This is a genomic window from Arenimonas daejeonensis (assembly GCF_007993735.1).
GTDB classification, from domain to species: Bacteria; Pseudomonadota; Gammaproteobacteria; order Xanthomonadales; family Xanthomonadaceae; genus Arenimonas; species Arenimonas daejeonensis.
In genome coordinates this window covers 803,309-820,268 of sequence record NZ_CP042453.1, presented here as the reverse complement: position 1 = coordinate 820,268, position 16,960 = coordinate 803,309, and the positions used below count along the sequence as shown (strand labels likewise).

The 16,960-nt window shown below is 70.1% G+C and carries 13 protein-coding genes, 1 tRNA gene and 5 pseudogenes; 7 read left to right on the top strand and 12 right to left on the bottom strand.

The window, feature by feature from the left end:
- Nucleotides 1–3: 3 nt before the first annotated feature.
- The 4 genes and pseudogenes from FRZ33_RS03945 to FRZ33_RS03930 form a co-directional block, all read right to left on the bottom strand.
- Nucleotides 4–594 (bottom strand): DUF2062 domain-containing protein, encoded by a 591-nt coding sequence (locus FRZ33_RS03945; protein WP_146907778.1) that lies wholly within the window; start codon nucleotides 592–594, stop codon nucleotides 4–6.
- A gap of 24 nt (nucleotides 595–618) precedes the next feature.
- A pseudogene (gene mnmG, locus FRZ33_RS03940) lies at nucleotides 619–2,495 on the bottom strand (tRNA uridine-5-carboxymethylaminomethyl(34) synthesis enzyme MnmG).
- 430 nt (nucleotides 2,496–2,925) lie between these two features.
- Nucleotides 2,926–3,225: a hypothetical protein gene (locus FRZ33_RS03935; protein WP_146907776.1), complete on the bottom strand. Its 300-nt coding sequence runs from the start codon at nucleotides 3,223–3,225 to the stop codon at nucleotides 2,926–2,928.
- The gene (locus FRZ33_RS03930) at nucleotides 3,212–3,955 is read right to left on the bottom strand and encodes a hypothetical protein (protein ID WP_146907774.1); all 744 of its coding nucleotides are present in this window, start codon (nucleotides 3,953–3,955) and stop codon (nucleotides 3,212–3,214) included. Before FRZ33_RS03930 ends, FRZ33_RS03935 begins: the two co-directional genes overlap by 14 nt.
- Nucleotides 3,956–4,065: 110 nt before the next feature.
- Between FRZ33_RS03930 and FRZ33_RS03925 the strand changes: the two genes are divergently transcribed.
- Nucleotides 4,066–4,983, top strand: coding sequence for a DMT family transporter (locus tag FRZ33_RS03925; RefSeq protein ID WP_146907773.1), 918 nt, complete (start codon nucleotides 4,066–4,068; stop codon nucleotides 4,981–4,983).
- A 146-nt stretch (nucleotides 4,984–5,129) separates the two neighbouring features.
- On the opposite strand, the pseudogene FRZ33_RS03915 reads toward FRZ33_RS03925, so the two are convergent.
- Both FRZ33_RS03915 and pepN read right to left on the bottom strand, forming a co-directional pair.
- Nucleotides 5,130–6,195: pseudogene (locus FRZ33_RS03915) on the bottom strand (aminopeptidase N C-terminal domain-containing protein).
- The gene (gene pepN, locus FRZ33_RS03910) at nucleotides 6,183–7,739 is read right to left on the bottom strand and encodes an aminopeptidase N (RefSeq protein WP_146907769.1); all 1,557 of its coding nucleotides are present in this window, start codon (nucleotides 7,737–7,739) and stop codon (nucleotides 6,183–6,185) included. Before pepN ends, FRZ33_RS03915 begins: the two are co-directional and overlap by 13 nt.
- A gap of 95 nt (nucleotides 7,740–7,834) precedes the next feature.
- Between pepN and FRZ33_RS03905 the strand changes: the two genes are divergently transcribed.
- Together FRZ33_RS03905 and FRZ33_RS03900 are read left to right on the top strand one after the other, a co-directional pair.
- Nucleotides 7,835–8,860: a pyridoxal-phosphate dependent enzyme gene (locus tag FRZ33_RS03905; RefSeq protein ID WP_227978101.1), complete on the top strand. Its 1,026-nt coding sequence runs from the start codon at nucleotides 7,835–7,837 to the stop codon at nucleotides 8,858–8,860.
- Nucleotides 8,772–9,218: a ketosteroid isomerase-related protein gene (locus FRZ33_RS03900; RefSeq protein ID WP_146907764.1), complete on the top strand. Its 447-nt coding sequence runs from the start codon at nucleotides 8,772–8,774 to the stop codon at nucleotides 9,216–9,218. The genes FRZ33_RS03905 and FRZ33_RS03900 overlap by 89 nt, the downstream gene beginning before the upstream one ends.
- On the opposite strand, the gene FRZ33_RS03895 is transcribed toward FRZ33_RS03900, so the two are convergent.
- The 5 genes and pseudogenes from FRZ33_RS03895 to bioB all read right to left on the bottom strand — a co-directional run bounded on the left by FRZ33_RS03895 (nucleotide 9,219) and on the right by bioB (nucleotide 14,050).
- Nucleotides 9,219–9,947 carry an META and DUF4377 domain-containing protein gene (locus FRZ33_RS03895; RefSeq protein ID WP_146907762.1) on the bottom strand — a complete coding sequence of 243 codons (729 nt, stop codon included), beginning with the start codon at nucleotides 9,945–9,947 and terminating at the stop codon, nucleotides 9,219–9,221. It lies immediately after the preceding gene.
- Between the two features lie 76 nt (nucleotides 9,948–10,023).
- A pseudogene (bioC, locus tag FRZ33_RS03890) lies at nucleotides 10,024–10,895 on the bottom strand (malonyl-ACP O-methyltransferase BioC).
- Nucleotides 10,892–11,665 (bottom strand): pimeloyl-ACP methyl ester esterase BioH, encoded by a 774-nt coding sequence (gene bioH, locus FRZ33_RS03885; protein WP_425480615.1) that lies wholly within the window; start codon nucleotides 11,663–11,665, stop codon nucleotides 10,892–10,894. The pseudogene bioC and the gene bioH overlap by 4 nt, the downstream one beginning before the upstream one ends.
- Nucleotides 11,662–12,855: an 8-amino-7-oxononanoate synthase gene (bioF, locus tag FRZ33_RS03880; protein ID WP_146907761.1), complete on the bottom strand. Its 1,194-nt coding sequence runs from the start codon at nucleotides 12,853–12,855 to the stop codon at nucleotides 11,662–11,664. The genes bioH and bioF overlap by 4 nt, the downstream gene beginning before the upstream one ends.
- A 1-nt stretch (nucleotide 12,856) precedes the next feature.
- On the bottom strand, nucleotides 12,857–14,050 hold the full coding sequence (bioB, locus tag FRZ33_RS03875) for a biotin synthase BioB (RefSeq protein ID WP_227978100.1): 1,194 nt from the start codon (nucleotides 14,048–14,050) through the stop codon (nucleotides 12,857–12,859).
- Here bioB and FRZ33_RS03870 point away from each other — a divergent pair.
- Together FRZ33_RS03870 and FRZ33_RS03865 are read left to right on the top strand one after the other, a co-directional pair.
- A pseudogene (locus FRZ33_RS03870) lies at nucleotides 14,049–14,743 on the top strand (ComF family protein). The gene bioB and the pseudogene FRZ33_RS03870 sit on opposite strands and share 2 nt — an antisense overlap.
- Before the next feature lie 110 nt (nucleotides 14,744–14,853).
- Entirely contained in the window at nucleotides 14,854–15,402 is a 549-nt protein-coding gene (locus tag FRZ33_RS03865; protein ID WP_146907759.1) for an HdeD family acid-resistance protein, read from the top strand.
- A 39-nt stretch (nucleotides 15,403–15,441) separates the two neighbouring features.
- On the opposite strand, the pseudogene ubiA reads toward FRZ33_RS03865, so the two are convergent.
- A pseudogene (ubiA, locus tag FRZ33_RS03860) lies at nucleotides 15,442–16,368 on the bottom strand (4-hydroxybenzoate octaprenyltransferase).
- A gap of 100 nt (nucleotides 16,369–16,468) precedes the next feature.
- On the opposite strand from ubiA, the gene FRZ33_RS03855 reads away from it, so the two are divergent.
- Nucleotides 16,469–16,708 carry a hypothetical protein gene (locus tag FRZ33_RS03855; RefSeq protein WP_146907757.1) on the top strand — a complete coding sequence of 80 codons (240 nt, stop codon included), beginning with the start codon at nucleotides 16,469–16,471 and terminating at the stop codon, nucleotides 16,706–16,708.
- Nucleotides 16,709–16,847: 139 nt separating this feature from the next.
- Nucleotides 16,848–16,923: transfer RNA gene (locus FRZ33_RS03850), tRNA-Arg, on the top strand.
- Nucleotides 16,924–16,960: the final 37 nt, after the last annotated feature.

The window sequence follows — 16,960 nt, the reverse complement described above, 5'->3', positions numbered from 1 at the left end:
AATCTAGCTGTCGCGCGGCGTGCCGTCATCCCGGTGGTGGCGGTAGTCGAAACGCTCGTGCAGCGCCTGCAGCTGGCCACGGAAGCGACGCGCTTCCCAGGCTATCAGGCGCCAGGTCAGGTCCAGCACCAGCGCCAGTCCCAGCCCGCCGACGATGCCACCCACCACCAGTGCATTGATGTGGGTGCCGACTTCGGACGCGCCGGCGCCGTAGCCGGTGAGCCCGATCAGCTTCTGCCCCAGCGTGTGCGTGGCCAGGTAGATCGGGCCCAGGGTCAGCGGGTTGGTGATCATCTGCAGCGCGATCATCACCGTCAGGTTGCCGCGCACCAGCATCGCCAGCACCACGCCGATCGCCACCTGCAGGCCGTACACCGGCATCATCGCCAGCACCGACCCGGCGTACAGCGAGGCCAGCACCTGCGGGCGTTTGAACGACCACAGATAGGGGCGCTTGCGCGCGGCATCGGCGAACCATTTGATGACGGGATATTTCGCGACGTTGGCGCGGCGTGGCAGCGGCCGCAGCCACTTGCGCAGGCGACGCCGGCGCGCCAGCCATCGGCGGTGCAGCGGATGCGAACGGACCGGCATGGCGCTGGCGCGGGACGCGCCGCCTCAGGCGACGCGACGGCCGCGCTGCTTGGCCAGCCGCACCAGCAGCAGCGAGATCGCCGCCGGGGTCATGCCGGGGATGCGCTGCGCCTGGCCGATGGTTTCCGGGCGCACGGCCGCAAGCTTGACTGCAGTTCGGCCGAAAGGCCCGGGATGCCGGCGTAGTCGAAACCGTCCGGGATGCGACTGTCTTCGTGCCGGCGGCTGCGCTCGATCTCTTCGCGCTGGCGTTCGACGTAACCGGAATATTTCACGCCGATCTCGACCTGTTCGGCCACCGCGGCATCGTCCACCGCCGGCTGCAGCGAAGGCAGCGCGGCCAGCGTGGCGTAGTCGAGTTCGGGGCGCTTCATCAGGTCCAGGGCGGTGACTTCGCGCGCCAGCACGATGCCGGTGGCGGTCTCGAGTTCGCGCGCCAGCGTCCCGCCCGGGGCGGCCCAGATCGCCTGCAGGCGCGTGCGTTCGGTTGCCACGGCTTCGGCCTTGCGCGAGAACGTGGTCCAGCGGATGTCGTCCACCAGGCCCAGGTCGCGGCCCACCGGCGTCAGGCGCGCGTCGGCATTGTCCTCGCGCAGCTGCAGCCGGTATTCGGCGCGGCTGGTGAACATGCGGTAGGGCTCGGTGGTGCCGTGCGTCACCAGGTCGTCCACCAGCACGCCCAGGTAGGCCTCGTCGCGGCGCGGCGACCAGGCGTCGCGCTGCATCACATGGCGCGCGGCGTTGAGACCGGCGAGCAGGCCCTGCGCGGCGGCTTCTTCGTAACCGGTGGTGCCGTTGATCTGGCCGGCGAAAAACAGGCCGCCGACCGACTTGGTTTCCAGCGAGGCCTTCAGCCCGCGCGGATCGAAGTAGTCGTATTCGATCGCATAACCCGGGCGCGTGATGTGCGCGTTTTCGAAACCCTTGATCGAACGCACCAGTTCGACCTGCACCTCGTACGGCAGCGAGGTCGAGATGCCGTTGGGATAGATCTCGTGCGTGTCCAGGCCCTCGGGCTCGATGAACACCTGGTGCGAGGCCTTGTCGGCGAAGCGCACCACCTTGTCCTCGATGCTGGGGCAATAACGCGGGCCCACGCCTTCGATCACGCCCGAATACATCGGCGAACGGTCCAGGCCGCCGCGGATGATCTCGTGCGTGCGTTCGCTGGTATGCGTGATCCAGCACGACACCTGGCGCGGATGTTCGGCCGCGCTGCCCAGGAAGGAGAACACCGGAACCGGCGTGTCGCCCGGCTGTTCCGCCAGGCCGTCGAAGTTGATGCTGCGGCCGTCGATGCGCGGCGGCGTGCCGGTCTTCAGGCGGTCCACCACGAACGGCCGCTCGCGCAGGCGCTGCGCCAGCGTGGTCGCGGGCGGGTCGCCGGCGCGGCCGCCGGGGTAGTTCACCAGGCCGACGTGGATGCGGCCGGCCAGGAAGGTGCCGGCGGTCAGCACCACCGCGCGCGCGTCGAAGCGCAGGCCGCTCTGGGTGATGACGCCGGTGACGGTGTCGCCCTTGATCACCAGGTCGTCCACGGCCTGCTGGAACAGGTCCAGGTTCGGCTGGTTCTCGACGATGCGCCGGATCGCCTGCTTGTAGAGCACGCGGTCGGCCTGCGCGCGCGTGGCGCGCACCGCCGGACCCTTGCTGGCGTTGAGCATGCGCCACTGGATGCCGGCGGCGTCGGCAGCGCGGGCCATGGCGCCGCCCAGGGCGTCGATCTCGCGCACCAGGTGCCCCTTGCCGATGCCGCCGATGGCCGGGTTGCAGCTCATCTGGCCGACCGTCTCGATGCTGTGCGTAAGCAGCAGCGTGCGCGCACCCGCGCGCGCGGCCGCCAGCGCGGCCTCGGTGCCCGCGTGGCCGCCGCCGATGACGATGACGTCGTAGCTCAACATGTGACGGAGTTCCTGATTTCGCTGCGGCGCGGATTATCCCGCGCGGCCGGCCCGGCTGCATCCCGGAGCGGTTGGCACGGTTCATGCTTCTTCCCAATGGCACCTGCCACGGCCAAACGCCGGGGGCGTCGACCAGACTGAACAGGGGCTGGTCAGGCGCGTGGCAGGGATGCCAGGGTCGGTAGCTCCCGGGGAGCTACCGACCCTTTTTTTTGCGCGTGATTCAGGGATCGGCCGCGGCGCGGCGGGATCGGAAGAAAGTCGGCGCCCGGCAGGTCTTGGAACAGGGGGAATCCAGGGGACCTGATGCCGGGCGCCGAACAGGCGATGCGGGGGCAACGCTCGCGTCAGAAAGCGACGCGCTGTGTCAGTCAGGGCCGTAGGATGCGCCGGCCCGGTGGCCGACGCAACGGGAAAACTGGACTCGGTGTCAGCGTTCTTCGTCGAGATCCTGTTTCTGTGACGAAGATCTCGTTTCACTGGCCTCGGCACGCGGCGGCGGCGCGGACGGCCGCGCCACTTCCCTGGGTGCCGGGCGCTCCTGTCGAGGCGCGGGCGACGGACGCGACGGCTGGCGGTAAGACCCGTACGAGTCGCCCTGCGCCACCGACGGTTTCACTTCGGTACGGATCGGCTGCGGCGCGCGGGGCTGCGCCGGACGGCGCTGGTCCGGCATCGGCTGACGGACGTAGCGCGGCGGCGGCGAGCTGATCGGCTCACGGTCCTGCACCGGTTGCCGTCCATAACGTGGCGTCACCGGCTTGCCAACCGGTTGGCCGGCGGACATCGGCGGGCGCTGCCCCGGTGTCGGCGTCAGCTCGGCCGGGCCGCGCGAAACGATCGGGGCATGGCGAGTGTCCGGACGCCGGGACGGGTTGCCGGTCGGGTTCGACAGCCCCGGGTTCTGCGTGATCGGTGCCCGGTAGGGCAGGTGCGGCCTGGGGACATCGGGTTTGGCCGGCGGCGGCTCCTGGTCCGGCCCCGGCGGACGGCCATGGTGGGGCGGCCGCTGTCCATGGCCGTAATCGCCGTGGCCGTGATAACCGTAGCCGTAGTAGCCATGGCCGTAATACCCGTGCCCGTACCAGGGGCGCCCAGTACTGGCCGTACCAGCCCCAGGAACCGTACGACCAGTGCTGGCCATAGGACAGGCTCCAGCCGCTGTAGGGCCGGCCGTAGTAGTAGCTCCAGTAAGGCGAGCAGCCACCCCAAGCACCGCAGCCATAACGATGCAGGCCCCAGAAGGGCGTGTAGGTGGAGTAGCCGTAGTCGTAATAGTCGTAGTCGTACCCGTAGTCGGGCGCGGCGTAGTAGTCGCCGTAACCGTCTTCGGCCGGGTAGTAATAACCACCGTCGCTGTAATAGCCGTCGCGGTAATGGTTGCCACTGTAGGTGGTGCAGCCCGCCAGCAGGATCAGGATCAGCAGGAGCGGGGCGAATCTGGCGAGGCGGCGTGTCATCGGTATTCCCCCGGTTGCGCTGGCAGTCTCGGCGCGAGGCAGTGAATCCGTGCTTAATCCTGCCGGCAGCGCCCATGCTACTGTGCGCGACCTTCAGGCGGGGCCAAGTCATGTCGCTGCACCAGGCGTCCGGTCGCTGGAAACTCGGCCTGCTGCTGGCGCTGGTCACCGCCGCCTGCTGGGCGACGCTGCCGGTGGCGCTCAAGCTCACGCTGCAGCAGGTTGATCCCTACACCCTGACCTGGTTCCGCTTCCTGCTGGCGGCCGGCGTGATGCTGGCCTGGCTGGCGGCGCGCGGCGGGCTGGGCGGTTTCGCCACACTCGACCGCAAGCGCTGGCTCCTGCTGCTGGTGGCGGCGCTGTGCCTGATCGGCAACTACATCTTCTACCTGCTGGGCGTGCAGTGGACGTCGCCGGCGAACGCGCAGCTGCTGATCCAGCTGGCGCCGCTGCTGGTGGCGCTGGGCGGCATCTTCGTGTTCCGCGAACGTTTCAACGGCTGGCAGTGGACCGGGTTGGCGCTGCTGTTCGGCGGGCTGGCGCTGTTCTTCGGCGAACAGCTGGGCGTGGGTGCCGCCGGTTACGCCTTCGGTTCGGGGCTGGTGGTGGTCGCGGCGGTGGTGTGGGCGCTGTACGCGCTGCTGCAGAAGCAGCTGCTGCTGCGGCTGTCGTCACCGGCGATCCTTCTGTTCATCTATGTCTGCGCCAGCGTGGTGCTGTTGCCGCTGGCGCGGCCTTCGGCGCTATTGGCGCTCGACGGCCTGCACTGGGCGCTGCTGCTGTTCTGCGCGGTCAACACCCTGGTCGCGTATGGCGCTTTCGCCGAGGCGCTGGCGCACTGGGAGGCGTCGCGGGTGTCGGCGATCCTGGCGACGACGCCGCTGCTGTGCGTCGGTGCGGTGGCGGCGGTGCACGCGTTGTGGCCGGAAAGCATCGCGCCCGAACGCATCGGTGCGTGGGGCTACGTCGGCGCGGCGCTGGTGGTGCTGGGCTCGGCGGCGACCAGCCTGTTGGGAAGCCGCCGCTAAGTGCCCCTCCTCCCTCACGCGTGGAGACCCGTAGTTCTCCTCCCCCTGCTTGCAGGGGGAGGCTGGGAGGGGGTGGAACTTCGGAGCAAGTGCCCACCCCACCCCGGCCCTCCCCTGTAAACAGGGGAGGGAGACAAGCGGAGCCTTCAGTCTTCGAGCAGGCGTTGCAGCAGGTCGCGGCTGTCGGGCGAGGCCAGCTTGCCGTCCATCGCCGCCAGTGCTTCGCGGGCGTGCGACCGCTGCGGTTCGGCCAGGCGGCGCCAGCTTTCGAAACTGCCGAGCAGGCGGGCGGCGACCTGCGGGTTGATGGCGTCGAGCTTGAGGATCTGTCCGGCCACCAGCGCATGCCCGGCACCGTCGCGGCGGTGGAAGCCCAGCGGGTTGCCGCGCGCGAAGGTGCCCAGCAGCGCGCACGCGGTTGGGGTTGGTCGGCTTCCATTCGTCCGAAGCCAGCATCGCCGCGACGGCATCGCGGGTGTCCGGATGCGGACGGCTGGCCACCAGGCCGATCCATTTGTCGGTGACCAGCGGATCGCCCGCGAACGTGGTGCGGAAACGGTGCAGCGCGGTCTCGGCACCCGGTGCATCGAAGTGCAGCAGGCAGCGCAGCGCCGCCAGGCGTTCGGTCATCGCGCCGCCGGCCTCGAACTGCGCCTGCGCCAGCGCGGCGGTCGGGTCCAGGCGCGTCAGCCAGGACAGGCAGGCGTTGCGCAATGCGCGTGCGGCCATCGCCGGGCCGGAGAGACCCGCGCGGGCGATGGGCGCCAGGGCTTCATAACGAAGCTGCAGGCGTTCGACCTGGTCCTCCGCCAGTCGTTCGACCAGGCTTTCGCGCCGCGCGACCAGCCCTTCGACGTCCACCACGTCCACCGCCTCGGCCAGGGTGTCGAAGTCCGGAAGCGCCAGGCATTCGGCCACGAAAGCGGCATCGGCCTGCTCGTCCGACAGCAGGTCGGCCAGCGCGTCGCTGAGCGCGGCGGTCGCGGCTTCGGTGTCCAGCGTGCCCAGCAGCGCACCCGTGGCCAGGCGCTGCAGCAGGTCCCAGCGGTTGAAGGGGTCACGCTCGAGCCGGGCCAGGCGCGCGAGGTCGTGTGCGCCGTAGTCGAAGGCCAGTTTCACCGGCGCGGAAAAACCGTGGTTGAAGGCGGCCAGCGGTTTCGCCTTCAGCCCGCGCCAGCGCAGCACGTGGCGCTCAGCGCTCAACTCGACCATTCCGGACTGTTGGGCGGCGTCGGTGTCGGGGGCGTGGTGATGGCGGTGCCGTCGGCGTCGTACAGCGCAAAACGCAGCGGGATCAGCAGCGGTGCCTTTTCCGCCTGCCCCGGCGTGGGCGGCGTGTGCTGGTCCACGGTCAGGGTGTAGTCGCCGGTGCCGGCGTCGTGTTGTTCAGTGATACGCAACTCCGGCGTGCCCGCCTGCGAATACCAGCGCGCGAACTGCGCCAGGTCGCGGCCGCTGGCGGCTTCATGCGCGGCCAGGAAATCCTCGATGGTCGCCGCGCGGCCGTCGTTGTCGGCGAAATAGCGGTCCATGCCGGCGCGGAACGCCGTCTCGCCCACCAGCGTGTGCAGCACGCGGACGATCTCGGCGCCCTTTTCGTAGATGGTCAGGGTGTAGAAGTTGCTGATCTCGCGGAACCGGTCCGGCCGCACCGCATGCGCCAGCGCGCCGGCGTCCTCGGCGAACTGGCGGCCGCGCAGCAGGCGAACCACCTCGATGCGCTTGAGCGCGCGCGAATGCAGGTCGGAGCTGAACTCGGTGTCGCGGAACACCGTCAGGCCTTCCTTCAGCGACAGCTGGAACCAGTCGCGCAGCGTCACGCGGTTGCCGGACCAGTTGTGCAGGTATTCGTGCGCCACCACCGATTCGATGGCCAGGAAATCGGCATCGGTGGCCGTGGTTTCGTCCGCCAGGATGTAGCGGGCGTTGAAGATGTTCAGGCCCTTGTTCTCCATCGCGCCCATGGTGAAGTCCTGGGCGGCGACGACATTGAACACGTCCAGGTCGTAACCGCGGCCGAAACGCTGTTCGTCCCAACGCAGCGCGCGCTCGACCGCACCCAGCGCGTAGGCGCAGCGCGGCACGTCGGCGGATTCGGCCCAGACATTGAGTTCGACGCGGCGGCCTTCGACGGTCTCGAGTGTTTTCGTCACGCGTTCCAGCGGTCCGGCGGCGATCGCGAACAGGTAACCCGGCGTGGGATGCGGGTTCTCCCAGGTCGCTTCGTGCCGCCCTTCGCCCAGGTCGCTCGACGAGACCGGGTTGCCATTGGCCAGCAGCACCGGATAGTCGGCGTGCGGCGCGCGCAGCACGATGCGCCAGCGCGGCATCACGTCGGGCCGGTCGGCGAAGAAGGTGATGCGGCGGAAACCTTCGGCTTCGCACTGGGTCAGCAGCAGGCGGCCGCTGCGGTACAGGCCTTCGAGCCGGGTGTTGGCGGCGGGATGGATGCGCACGCGGGTCTCGAGCACGCAGTCGCGGTCCAGGCCGGTGACCCGCAGGTGCCGGCCGTCGTAGCGGTAGCGCGTATCGGGCAGGATTTCGCCGTCCACGGCGATCGCCAGCAGTTCCAGGTCCACGCCATCGAGCTCAAGCGGCGCGATCGGCTGGCCGGGATCGGGCTGCAGCTGCAGCCGGGCGCTGACCTCGGTGCTTTCGGCGGCCAGGTCGAACTGCAGTTCGACCCGGAGGATGCGCCAGGCGGGCGCGGTGTAGTCGGCAAGGTGGACGAAGCCGTCGTCTCTGGGGACGCTCATGCGGTGCGGTTTTCCGGGGGAGTGTCGGGCTTTGTTAGGCTAGCACGCACCCCCGACGGACCGCCCATGCCCCCGCCCTGCCCACTTCCGCCGATGTGCTCGCCGCCGCGGCCCGCATCGCCCCCTTCGCCCACCGCACGCCGGTGCTGCGTTCGTTTTCCCTCGATGAACTGGCCGGGGCCGAGCTGCACTTCAAGTGCGAGAACTTCCAGCGCATCGGCGCCTTCAAGTTCCGTGGCGCCTGCAATGCGGTCTGGGCACTGGATGCCGCCACCGCCGCCCGCGGCGTCGTCACCCATTCCTCCGGCAACCATGGCGCGGCGCTGGCGCTGGCCGCACGCGGCCGCGGCATTCCCGCCCACGTGGTGGTGCCGGAAGGCGCGGTCGCCAGCAAGCTCGCGGCCATCCAGGCCTACGGCGCCACCCTGCACCGCTGTGCGCCGACGATCGCCGCGCGCGAGGCCAAGGCCGCGGAAGTGCAGGTGATGACCGGCGCCAGCCTGGTGCACCCGTATGCCGACCCGTTCGTGATCGCCGGCCAGGGCACGGCGGCGCTGGAACTGCTGGCCGAAGCCGGCCCGCTGGACGCGCTGCTGACCCCGCTGGGCGGCGGCGGCCTGGTCTGCGGCACCGCCCTGGCGGCCCATGGCCGCGACCCGGACCTGGCCGTTTACGGCGCCGAACCCGAAGGTGCCGCCGACACCTATCAATCCCTGCGCCAGGGCCGGCACGTCACCGACCTGGTGCCCGACACCGTCTGCGACGGCCTGCGCGGCACGGTCGGCGAGATCAACCTGGCGCTGATGCGCGAACACCGCGTGCAGGCGCTGCTGGTCAGCGACGCACAGACGCTGGCGGCGATGCGCCTGGTCTGGGAGCGCCTGAAGATCATCGTCGAACCGTCCTGCGCCACCGTGCTGGCGGCGGTGCTGCGTAACCCGGATATCTTCGCCGGCCGCCGGATCGGGCTTATCCTGTCGGGCGGCAACGTGGACCTGGCCGCCCTGCCCTGGCAGTTCCCCCGAGGAAGACATGATCATCGACGGCAACCGCGCGGCCGACCGCGCCATCGAACTGGTGCTGGCCTATTACGCCGCGTTCAACCGCGGCGACTGGGATGAGATGCTGTCGTTCGTGTCCGACGACGTGGCGCACGACGTCAACCAGGGCACGCGCGAGATCGGCCGCGATGCCTTCGCCGCCTTCCTGCAGCGCATGAACCGCTGCTACCGGGAACAACTCAAGGAAATCGTGGTGCTGGCCAACCAGGGCGGCGCACGGGTGGCGGCGGAATACGTGGTGCACGGCGAATACCTGGCCGACGACACCGGCCTGCCGCCGGCCCGCGGCCAGAAGTACGTGTTGCCCGGCGGCGCTTTCTTCCATATCCGCGGCGGCCGCATCACCCGCGTCACCAACTACTACAACCTCGAGGACTGGATAACCCAGGTCTCGGGCGGCCGCGACGCGCCGGGCTGATCAGCCCGGCGGGCTGCGTTCCAGCACTTCCTCCAGCACCCAGCGCAGCGAGCTGCCGTCGGCGGGCGGATTGTCCACGGCGTATTCGCGCACGCGGATGACGTATTCGACGCCGACCTGCCAGTCGAAACCCTCGATCTCGCCGTAGTGCAGCTGCCAGGCCGCGCCCGGCTGGGTGCGGATCTGCAGGCACAGGGTCGGCGCCACGCCGGTGCAGGGCGCGCGCTGGCCGGCGACCTGGACGATGCGCTCGCGGCCTTCCGCCGGCGGCAGGTCACGGCTGTCGAAACGCCAGGACGAACCGTCGGCGGCGACCAGGCGCAGGAACGGACCTTCGAACTCCACAGTGAAGGGTTGGGCCATCGCGGTCATCAGCGCCTGTTCGCGCGTCATGATTTCCGGCGGGCACATCATGCGGGTGCTTGCGACCGCGCCGCCTTCCCCGCCCAGTACCAGCTGGTCGCCGTTGCGGCTCCAGGCGCCGGTGTGGCGGTTGCAGGGGCCGCGCATCGAAAAACGGTCTTCCTCGAACCGCAGGGTGGCGGCACCGGCGCCGGACAGCGTGGCGCCCGGCCGGGTATCGGGCGCGGACACCAGCCGCCAGTCCATGCCTTCCAGCGGTTTGCCGCGCGTGCTCATGGGCGTGGGCTCCGACGAGGTGGTGGCGCAGCCGGCGAGCGTGAGCGCGACGGCGAACACGAGCGCGGTACGGAATCGTTGCGTGGTCATGTCGGCTCCTGGCCAGTGCGGATCGGCAGATCTTAGCGCCTGGATCTTGCGATCCCGCGCTGCACTGCCGCATGTGTCAGCGACGGCGGGTGGGAATGCGGTCGGCGGGAAAGCTGGCGAGGTCGGCGCCACCGTCGCGGCGTGGTGCGCCGGGCGCCGGGCCCCAGGCCTGCGCGGTGATCACTTCCCAGGTGCTGGGCAGCACACCGTCGCGACGTTGGGATTCGTAGTTCGCCGTCACCTGCTGCAGGCGCGCGCGGCCGCCCAGGCCACGCGGACGGTCGTGGCGGGCGTCGCCGGCGCCGATGGCGCGCAGTTCGTGCATCAGCGTGCGCAGGTCGGGATAGGTCAGCGTGTAGCGGTCGCGGTCGAGCACGGGATCCTTGAAACCGGCCGCCAGCATCGCGTCGCCGACCTGCTGGATCGCCGCGAACGGCGACAGCGGCGGCGTCACGCCGGCCATCAGGTAGGCGTCGCGCAGTTCCGACAAGGTTTCCGGGCCGAAGGTCGAGAACAGCAGCAGGCCGTCCGGCCGCAGCACGCGCCGGAATTCCGACAGCACCGCCGGCAGGTCGTCCAGCCACTGCAGGCAGAGGCTGGAAAAGATCAGGTCGGTGCTCTGGTCGGCGAACGGCAGCTTCGACACGTCGGCGTTCACGCGCCGCACCGGGCGCCAGAAGCGCGTGTGTTTCGGCACCTCGTGCAACATCGGCAAGGCGGCGTCCACCGCGACCACCTCGGCCTTGGGCCAGCGTTTTTCATCGCGCCGGCGGCGCGGCCCGGGCCGCTGCCCAGGTCGAGGATGCGCTGCGGCTGGCGGTCGTCGAGGTAGGCCAGCTGTTCGAGCAGGCGCGCCTCCACTTCGCGCTGCAGCGCCGCCACTTCGGTGTATTTCGACGCGGCGCGGCCAAAGGAGCGGCGCAACTGGCGGCGGTCGAACACGCTCATGCCGTCGTCTCCGCGAAGGCGCGCACGGTGTCGGTCACTTCGTCGACCTGGGTCAGGAAAGGTGCGTGGCCGCCACTCGAAATCTGGTGGAAGGATGCGCGCGGCGCCAGCGCCGCCGCGGCCTGCATCGCCGCCGGCGACACCAGCCGGTCGCGGCGGCCGGCGATCCACAGGCTCGGCATCGCCAGCGTCGGAAGCACGCCGCGCAGGTCGCTGTCTTCAAGCAGGTTCAAGCCGTCGCACAAGGCCGCGGTGGGCGGCTCGCCGTGCGCGAACGCCTCGGCGCGCAGCAGGCGCAGTTCGTCGCGCATCTTTTCCGAGCCCTGCGCTTCCAGCATCAGGAAACGGTCGAGCGTGGCGCGGTAGTCGCGCTGCAGTTCGCTGGCGAAGGTGCGGAACACCGAAGCTTCCATGCCCTGCGGCCAATCGTCGTAGCGCACGAACCGCGGGCTGGCCGCCACCATCACCAGGCCGCGCAGCCGTTCCGGCATCGTCGCCGCGGCCTGCAGCGCCACTAGGCCGCCGAGCGACCAGCCCAGCCACAACGCGCGCTCCGGCACGACGTCGGCGACGGCCTGCGCCGCGTGGTCCAGCGTCAGCGGCAGGCCGGCATCACGGCTGCGGCCGTGGCCCGGCAGGTCCACCAGGTGCAGGGTGAAATCGCGCTCCAGGCGCGACACCAGCGGCGCGAAGATGCCGGCATGCATGGCCCAGCCGTGCAGCAGCACCAGGGCCGGGCCCTGGCCGCGCACTTCATGGAACAGGTTCATGCCGTGACCGGGTCGGGCCGTGCCTGCACCGCTTCGGCCAGCGCCGTCAGCAGGCCATCCACGTCGGCTTCGCTGTGGTCGCACGACAGCGTTACCCGCAGTCGCGCCTGGCCGTCGGGCACGGTCGGCGGGCGGATGGCCGAGACCAGGTAGCCCTGGGTTTCGAGCGCCTTGGACACGGCCAGTGCGCGCGCGTTATCGCCCAGCAGGATCGGCTGGATCGGCGTGAAGGATTCCTGCACCGGCAGCCCGCGCGCCAGGGCGCCGCGGCGGTAACGCGCCACCAGCGACGCCAGTTTGGCGCGACGCCACGGCTGGGTGCGGATCAGGCGCAGGCTGGCGCGCATCGCCGCCGCCATCGCCGGCGCCGGCGCGGTCGAGAACAGATAGGGGCGCGCGGTTTCGGCGACGTGGCCGACCACGTTCGCGTTGCCCAGCAGTATCGCGCCCTGGCCGCCGAAGGCCTTGCCCAGCGGCACCAGCAGCAGCGGCACTTCGCGTGGGCCAAGGCCGGCGACCGCCAGGCTGCCGCGGCCTTCCGGGCCGAGCACGCCGATGCCGTGCGCGTCGTCCACGTACAGCATCGCGTCCTGCGCGCGCGCCACCAGGGCCAGGTCGGCCAGTGGCGCACGATCACCGTCCATGCTGAAGACGCCGTCGGTGGCCAGGATCGCCACGCCATCGCGGCGTGTCATCAGCTGGCGCATCGCGGCTTCGACGTCGGTGTGCGGATAACGCTTTAGCTCGCAGCCGGACAGGCGCGCACCGTCGATCAGGCAGGCGTGGTTGAGCTTGTCCTGCACGCACAGGTCGCCCTCGCGCAGCAGCGACTGCAGCACGGCCAGGTTGGCCTGGTAGCCGCTGCCGAAGAACAGGCCACGTTCGTAACCCAGCCACTGCGCCATCTCACGTTCGAAGGCGGCGTGTTCGCGGTGGTGGCCGCTGACGCCGGCCGAGCCGGTGCTGCCGACGCCGTGCCAGGCAGCGGCTTCCTGCAGTGCGGCGACGACGTCCAGGTGCTGGCTGAGGCCGAGGTAGTCGTTGCCGCAGAAGCTGGTCAACTGCTGGCCGCCGACCAGCACCTTCACGCCTTCGCGCGCCTCGATCTCGCGGCGCGTGCGCAGCGCGGCCTTGGCCACGCGTTCGGCGCGGGCGGCGGCCAACCGGTCGGCGAGACGGGTACGGGCCATGTCAGGCGGCGCAGGCCGGGTTGGCGGTTTCGACGATGTCGGCGTGCACGGTGTTCGATTCCTGCACGATGGCCATCGGGCGCAGGCCCAGGCGCGCGAACAGCGCCTGGTCGGCCTCGACGTCCGGGTTGCCGGTGGTCAGCAGCTTTTCGCCGTAGAAGATGGAATTGGCGCCGGCCAGGAAACACATCGCCTGCAGTTCCTCGCTCATCTCGGCGCGGCCCGCCGACAGCCGCACCATCGCCGCCGGCATCATCAGGCGGGCCACGGCGATCGTGCGCACGAACTCGAACGGATCCAGCAGGGCGGTACCGGCCAACGGCGTGCCTTCGACCTGCACCAGGCGGTTGATCGGCACCGAATCCGGATGCGCCGGCAGGTTCGCCAGCGCCTGCAGCAGGCCGGCGCGCTGGCCGCGCGATTCGCCCATGCCGACGATACCGCCGCAGCAGGTCTTCATGCCGGCGTCGCGCACGTGTTCCAGCGTGTCCAGGCGGTCCTGGTACTCGCGGGTGTGGATGATCTCGCCGTAGAAGTCCGGCGCGGTGTCCAGGTTGTGGTTGTAGTAGTCCAAGCCGGCGGCGCGCAGGTCGATGGCCTGCTGTTCCTTGAGCATGCCCAGCGTCGCGCAGGTTTCCAGGCCCAGGCCTTCACCTCGCGGATCATCTCGGCCACCTTCGGGATGTCGCGGTCCTTCGGGCTGCGCCAGGCGGCGCCCATGCAGAAGCGTGAGGCGCCGGCGGCCTTGGCGGCGCGGGCCTTTTCCAGCACCGCCTCGGTGCTCATCAGCTTCGTGGCTTCGACACCGGTGTGGTAGCGCGCGGCCTGCGGGCAGTAGGCGCAGTCCTCGGGGCAGCCGCCGGTTTTCACCGACAGCAGGGTCGAGACCTGGACCTCGCTCGGGTCGAAACGCTCGCGGTGCACGGAGGCGGCACGGAACATCAATTCCGGGAAGGGAAGGTCGAACAGGGCGAGGACTTCCTCGCGCGTCCAATCGTGGCGGATGACAGCAGGCATGGTGAAACCCTGACGGCGCGGGGCAGCGGAGAGCGGCAGTCTGGTGAGCATGCCCCACCCTGTCAACCAAACCCGAGGGCCGGAAGTTGACGGGGTTTCCCGGGGGCGGGCCAACCAGGGGCGTCAGACTATTCCGGCGAATCCCCGGGCATCCGTGATGTCGCGCACAGTCCGGCATGACCGCCTGGACGGCCTGCCTGCGCGACCTGGGCCAGGCCCTGTTGCCGGCCCGTTGCCTGGTCTGCGGCGAACGTGGCGCGCAGGGTCAGGACCTCTGCGCCGACTGCCGCGCCGCCCTGCCCTGGAACCGGATCGCCTGCCCGCATTGCGCCCTGCCCCTGACCGAAGCTTCCGCCGCCTGCGGTGCCTGCCTGCAAGCCCCGCCGCCCCAATCGCTGACCCGCGCCGCCCTGCGTTACGGCCACCCGGTAGACCGCCTGTTGCCCCGCTTCAAGTTCCACGCCGACCTGGCCGCCGGCCGGCTGCTTTCAGAACTCATGCTCGAAGGCCTGGCCGGCGCCGAACGCCCGCAGGCCGTGATCCCGCTGCCCTTGCACCGATCGCGCCTGCGCCAGCGTGGCTACGACCAGGCCCTGAACTGGCCCGGCCCATCGCATCCTCCCTGGCGCTGCCCCTGGAGCCGACCCTGCTGCGGCGGCAGCGCCATACCCCACCGCAGTCGGAACTCGATGCGCGGGCCCGCCGAAGCAACCTGCAGGGTGCCTTCTTCGCCCCGGCCACGCCCTTGCGGCATGTGGCCCTGGTGGATGACGTCATGACCACCGGCGCGACCCTGCAGGCGGCTGTCCTCGCCTTGCATGCCGCCGGCGTGACGCGGGTGGATGCCTGGGTCTGCGCACGCGTGCCGTGACCGGGCCTGCGGCCCTCCCTGCGCCGGAGCCCAGGCAGCTTCGTTGACAGTCTTTGTCGGGCGGCGTATCCCCTGAAGGCAACCACGCATGTCCAACCCAGGGGATTTGAATGAGCGACAACGCTGTTTCCACGATGGGACGCAACTGGTGGGTGGCCGTGGCTTTCGGCGTCATCAGCGTACTGTTCGCCTTCTATCTCTTCACCCAGCCGCTGCAGGCCGTGGTGGCCCTGGCCTGGGCATTCGGCGTGCTGGCCCTGGCCGAAGGCATCGCCTCGCTCCTGGCCCTGTTCGATCCGAAGGTGACCGTGCCCAAGGGCTGGTTGGCGCTGTATGGCCTGGCCTCACTTGCCTTCGGTGCCGTGGCCATCGCCAACCCGGTCGCCACCGCCGGCATCCTGCTGATGCTGCTGGCGGGCTGGCTGGTCATCGCCGGCGTGTTCCGGATCCTGTTTGCCATTCGCGTGCGCAAGGCGATCCAGGGCGAATGGATGATCGCGCTCAGCGGCGTGCTGTCGATCGGGCTGGGCGGGCTGTTCCTGGCCAACCTCGGCGTGGCCCTGGTGGCCGCCGCCGTGTGGATCGGCGTGGTGGCGCTGCTGTATGGCGGTCTGCAGATCGCCGTCGGATTGAAGTTGCGCCAGCTCAGGCCGTCCTGAGGCCGCGGGCCCACGCCGTCCGGGCGTGGGTACCGGAACTCAGCGGTTACCGAGGAGCGTCATCAGCCACTCGTCGCCCAACGCGTATTGGGCGGCGATGCCGGCGAACACGAACAGGCCCACCCACTGATTGGTGCGGAAGGCGATGAAACATTCGCCGCGGCCGCGGTGGCGCGCGATCCAGAACTGCAGCCCCACCACCAGCAGGGCCACCGCCAGGCCGCCCCAGGTAGAGCAGGCCCAGTTCCGCGCGCGCGCCCACCAGCCACATCGCCCAGAAGAACCCGGCAAACAGCAGGGCCAGCGCGATCAGGTCGGCCTCGCCGAACAGGATGGCGGTGGATTTCGAACCGGCGCGGATGTCGTCCTCGCGGTCCACCATCGCGTACCAGGTGTCGTAGGCCGTGGTCCACAGCAGGTTGCCCATAACAGCAGCCAGGCCAGCGCCGGCACCTCGCCCTGCACCGCCGCGAACGCCATCGGGATGCCCCAGCCGAAGGCCAGGCCCAGCCAGGCCTGCGGCAGGTAGGTGTAACGCTTGAGGAAAGGATAGGTGGCGGCCAGGACCACCGCGGCCACGCTCAGGTAAACCGTGAGCCGGTTGGTCAGCAGCACCAGGCCGAAGGCGACCAGCATCAGCACGGCGAACAGCGCCAGCGCCTCGCGCGCCGACACCGCGCCGGTGGCCAGCGGCCGCGATTTCGTGCGCTCGACCTGCGGGTCCAGCCAGCGGTCGGCGTAGTCGTTGATCACGCAGCCGGCCGAACGGGTCAGCCAAACGCCGGCGGTGAAGATCAGCAGCGTGCCGACCGGCGGAACTCCCTCGGCGGCCAGCCACAGCGCCCACCAGGTCGGCCACAGCAGCAGCAGGATGCCGACCGGCCGGTCGCCGCGGACCAGCTGCCAGAAATGCGGCAGGCGCTGGCGCCAGAGCGGCGGTACCGGGTCGGGAACCGGGGGGCGTATCGTTCGTAAGACATCGATAAAGCCTAGCAGAGGCCCGGCCCTTGACCGGACGCCGGTACGGCCCCAGCTTTAGCCTTGACCCTTCACGAGGAGCACCCGCATGAGCAACGGTCCAGGTTCCGCCGGCAATGTCATCGCCGCCATCTGCAGCCTGCTGTTTCCGGGGCTGGGCCAGCTGATCCAGGGGCGGGTGCTGTCGGCCCTGTTCTGGTTCGTGTTCGCCTGCCTGGCCTTCGTCGCCAGCTGGCTGATCACCCTGAGCCTGCTGCCCTTCGGCTGGTTCGCGGTGTCGATCTTTGCCTGCATCAATGCGGCGATGTACCGCCGCCCGGTGCTCTGAACCCGTGCCCGGGCCGTTTCGCCCGGGCCTTGGGCTATAATCGCCGGCCGCAGGCCACCGGAAACCCGGTGGCCCTGCGGACCGCCGGCGGCAGCCCCGCTGCCCCGGCCCGGACCGCAAGGTCCCCGCAACACACGACGCGCCCGTAGCTCAGCCGGATAGAGTAGTGGCTTCCGAAGCCATTGGTCGGGGGTTCGAATCCTCCGGGCGCGCCAACTCTCCTGTGACGATCCCGCCCCGGTGGCGCTCCCG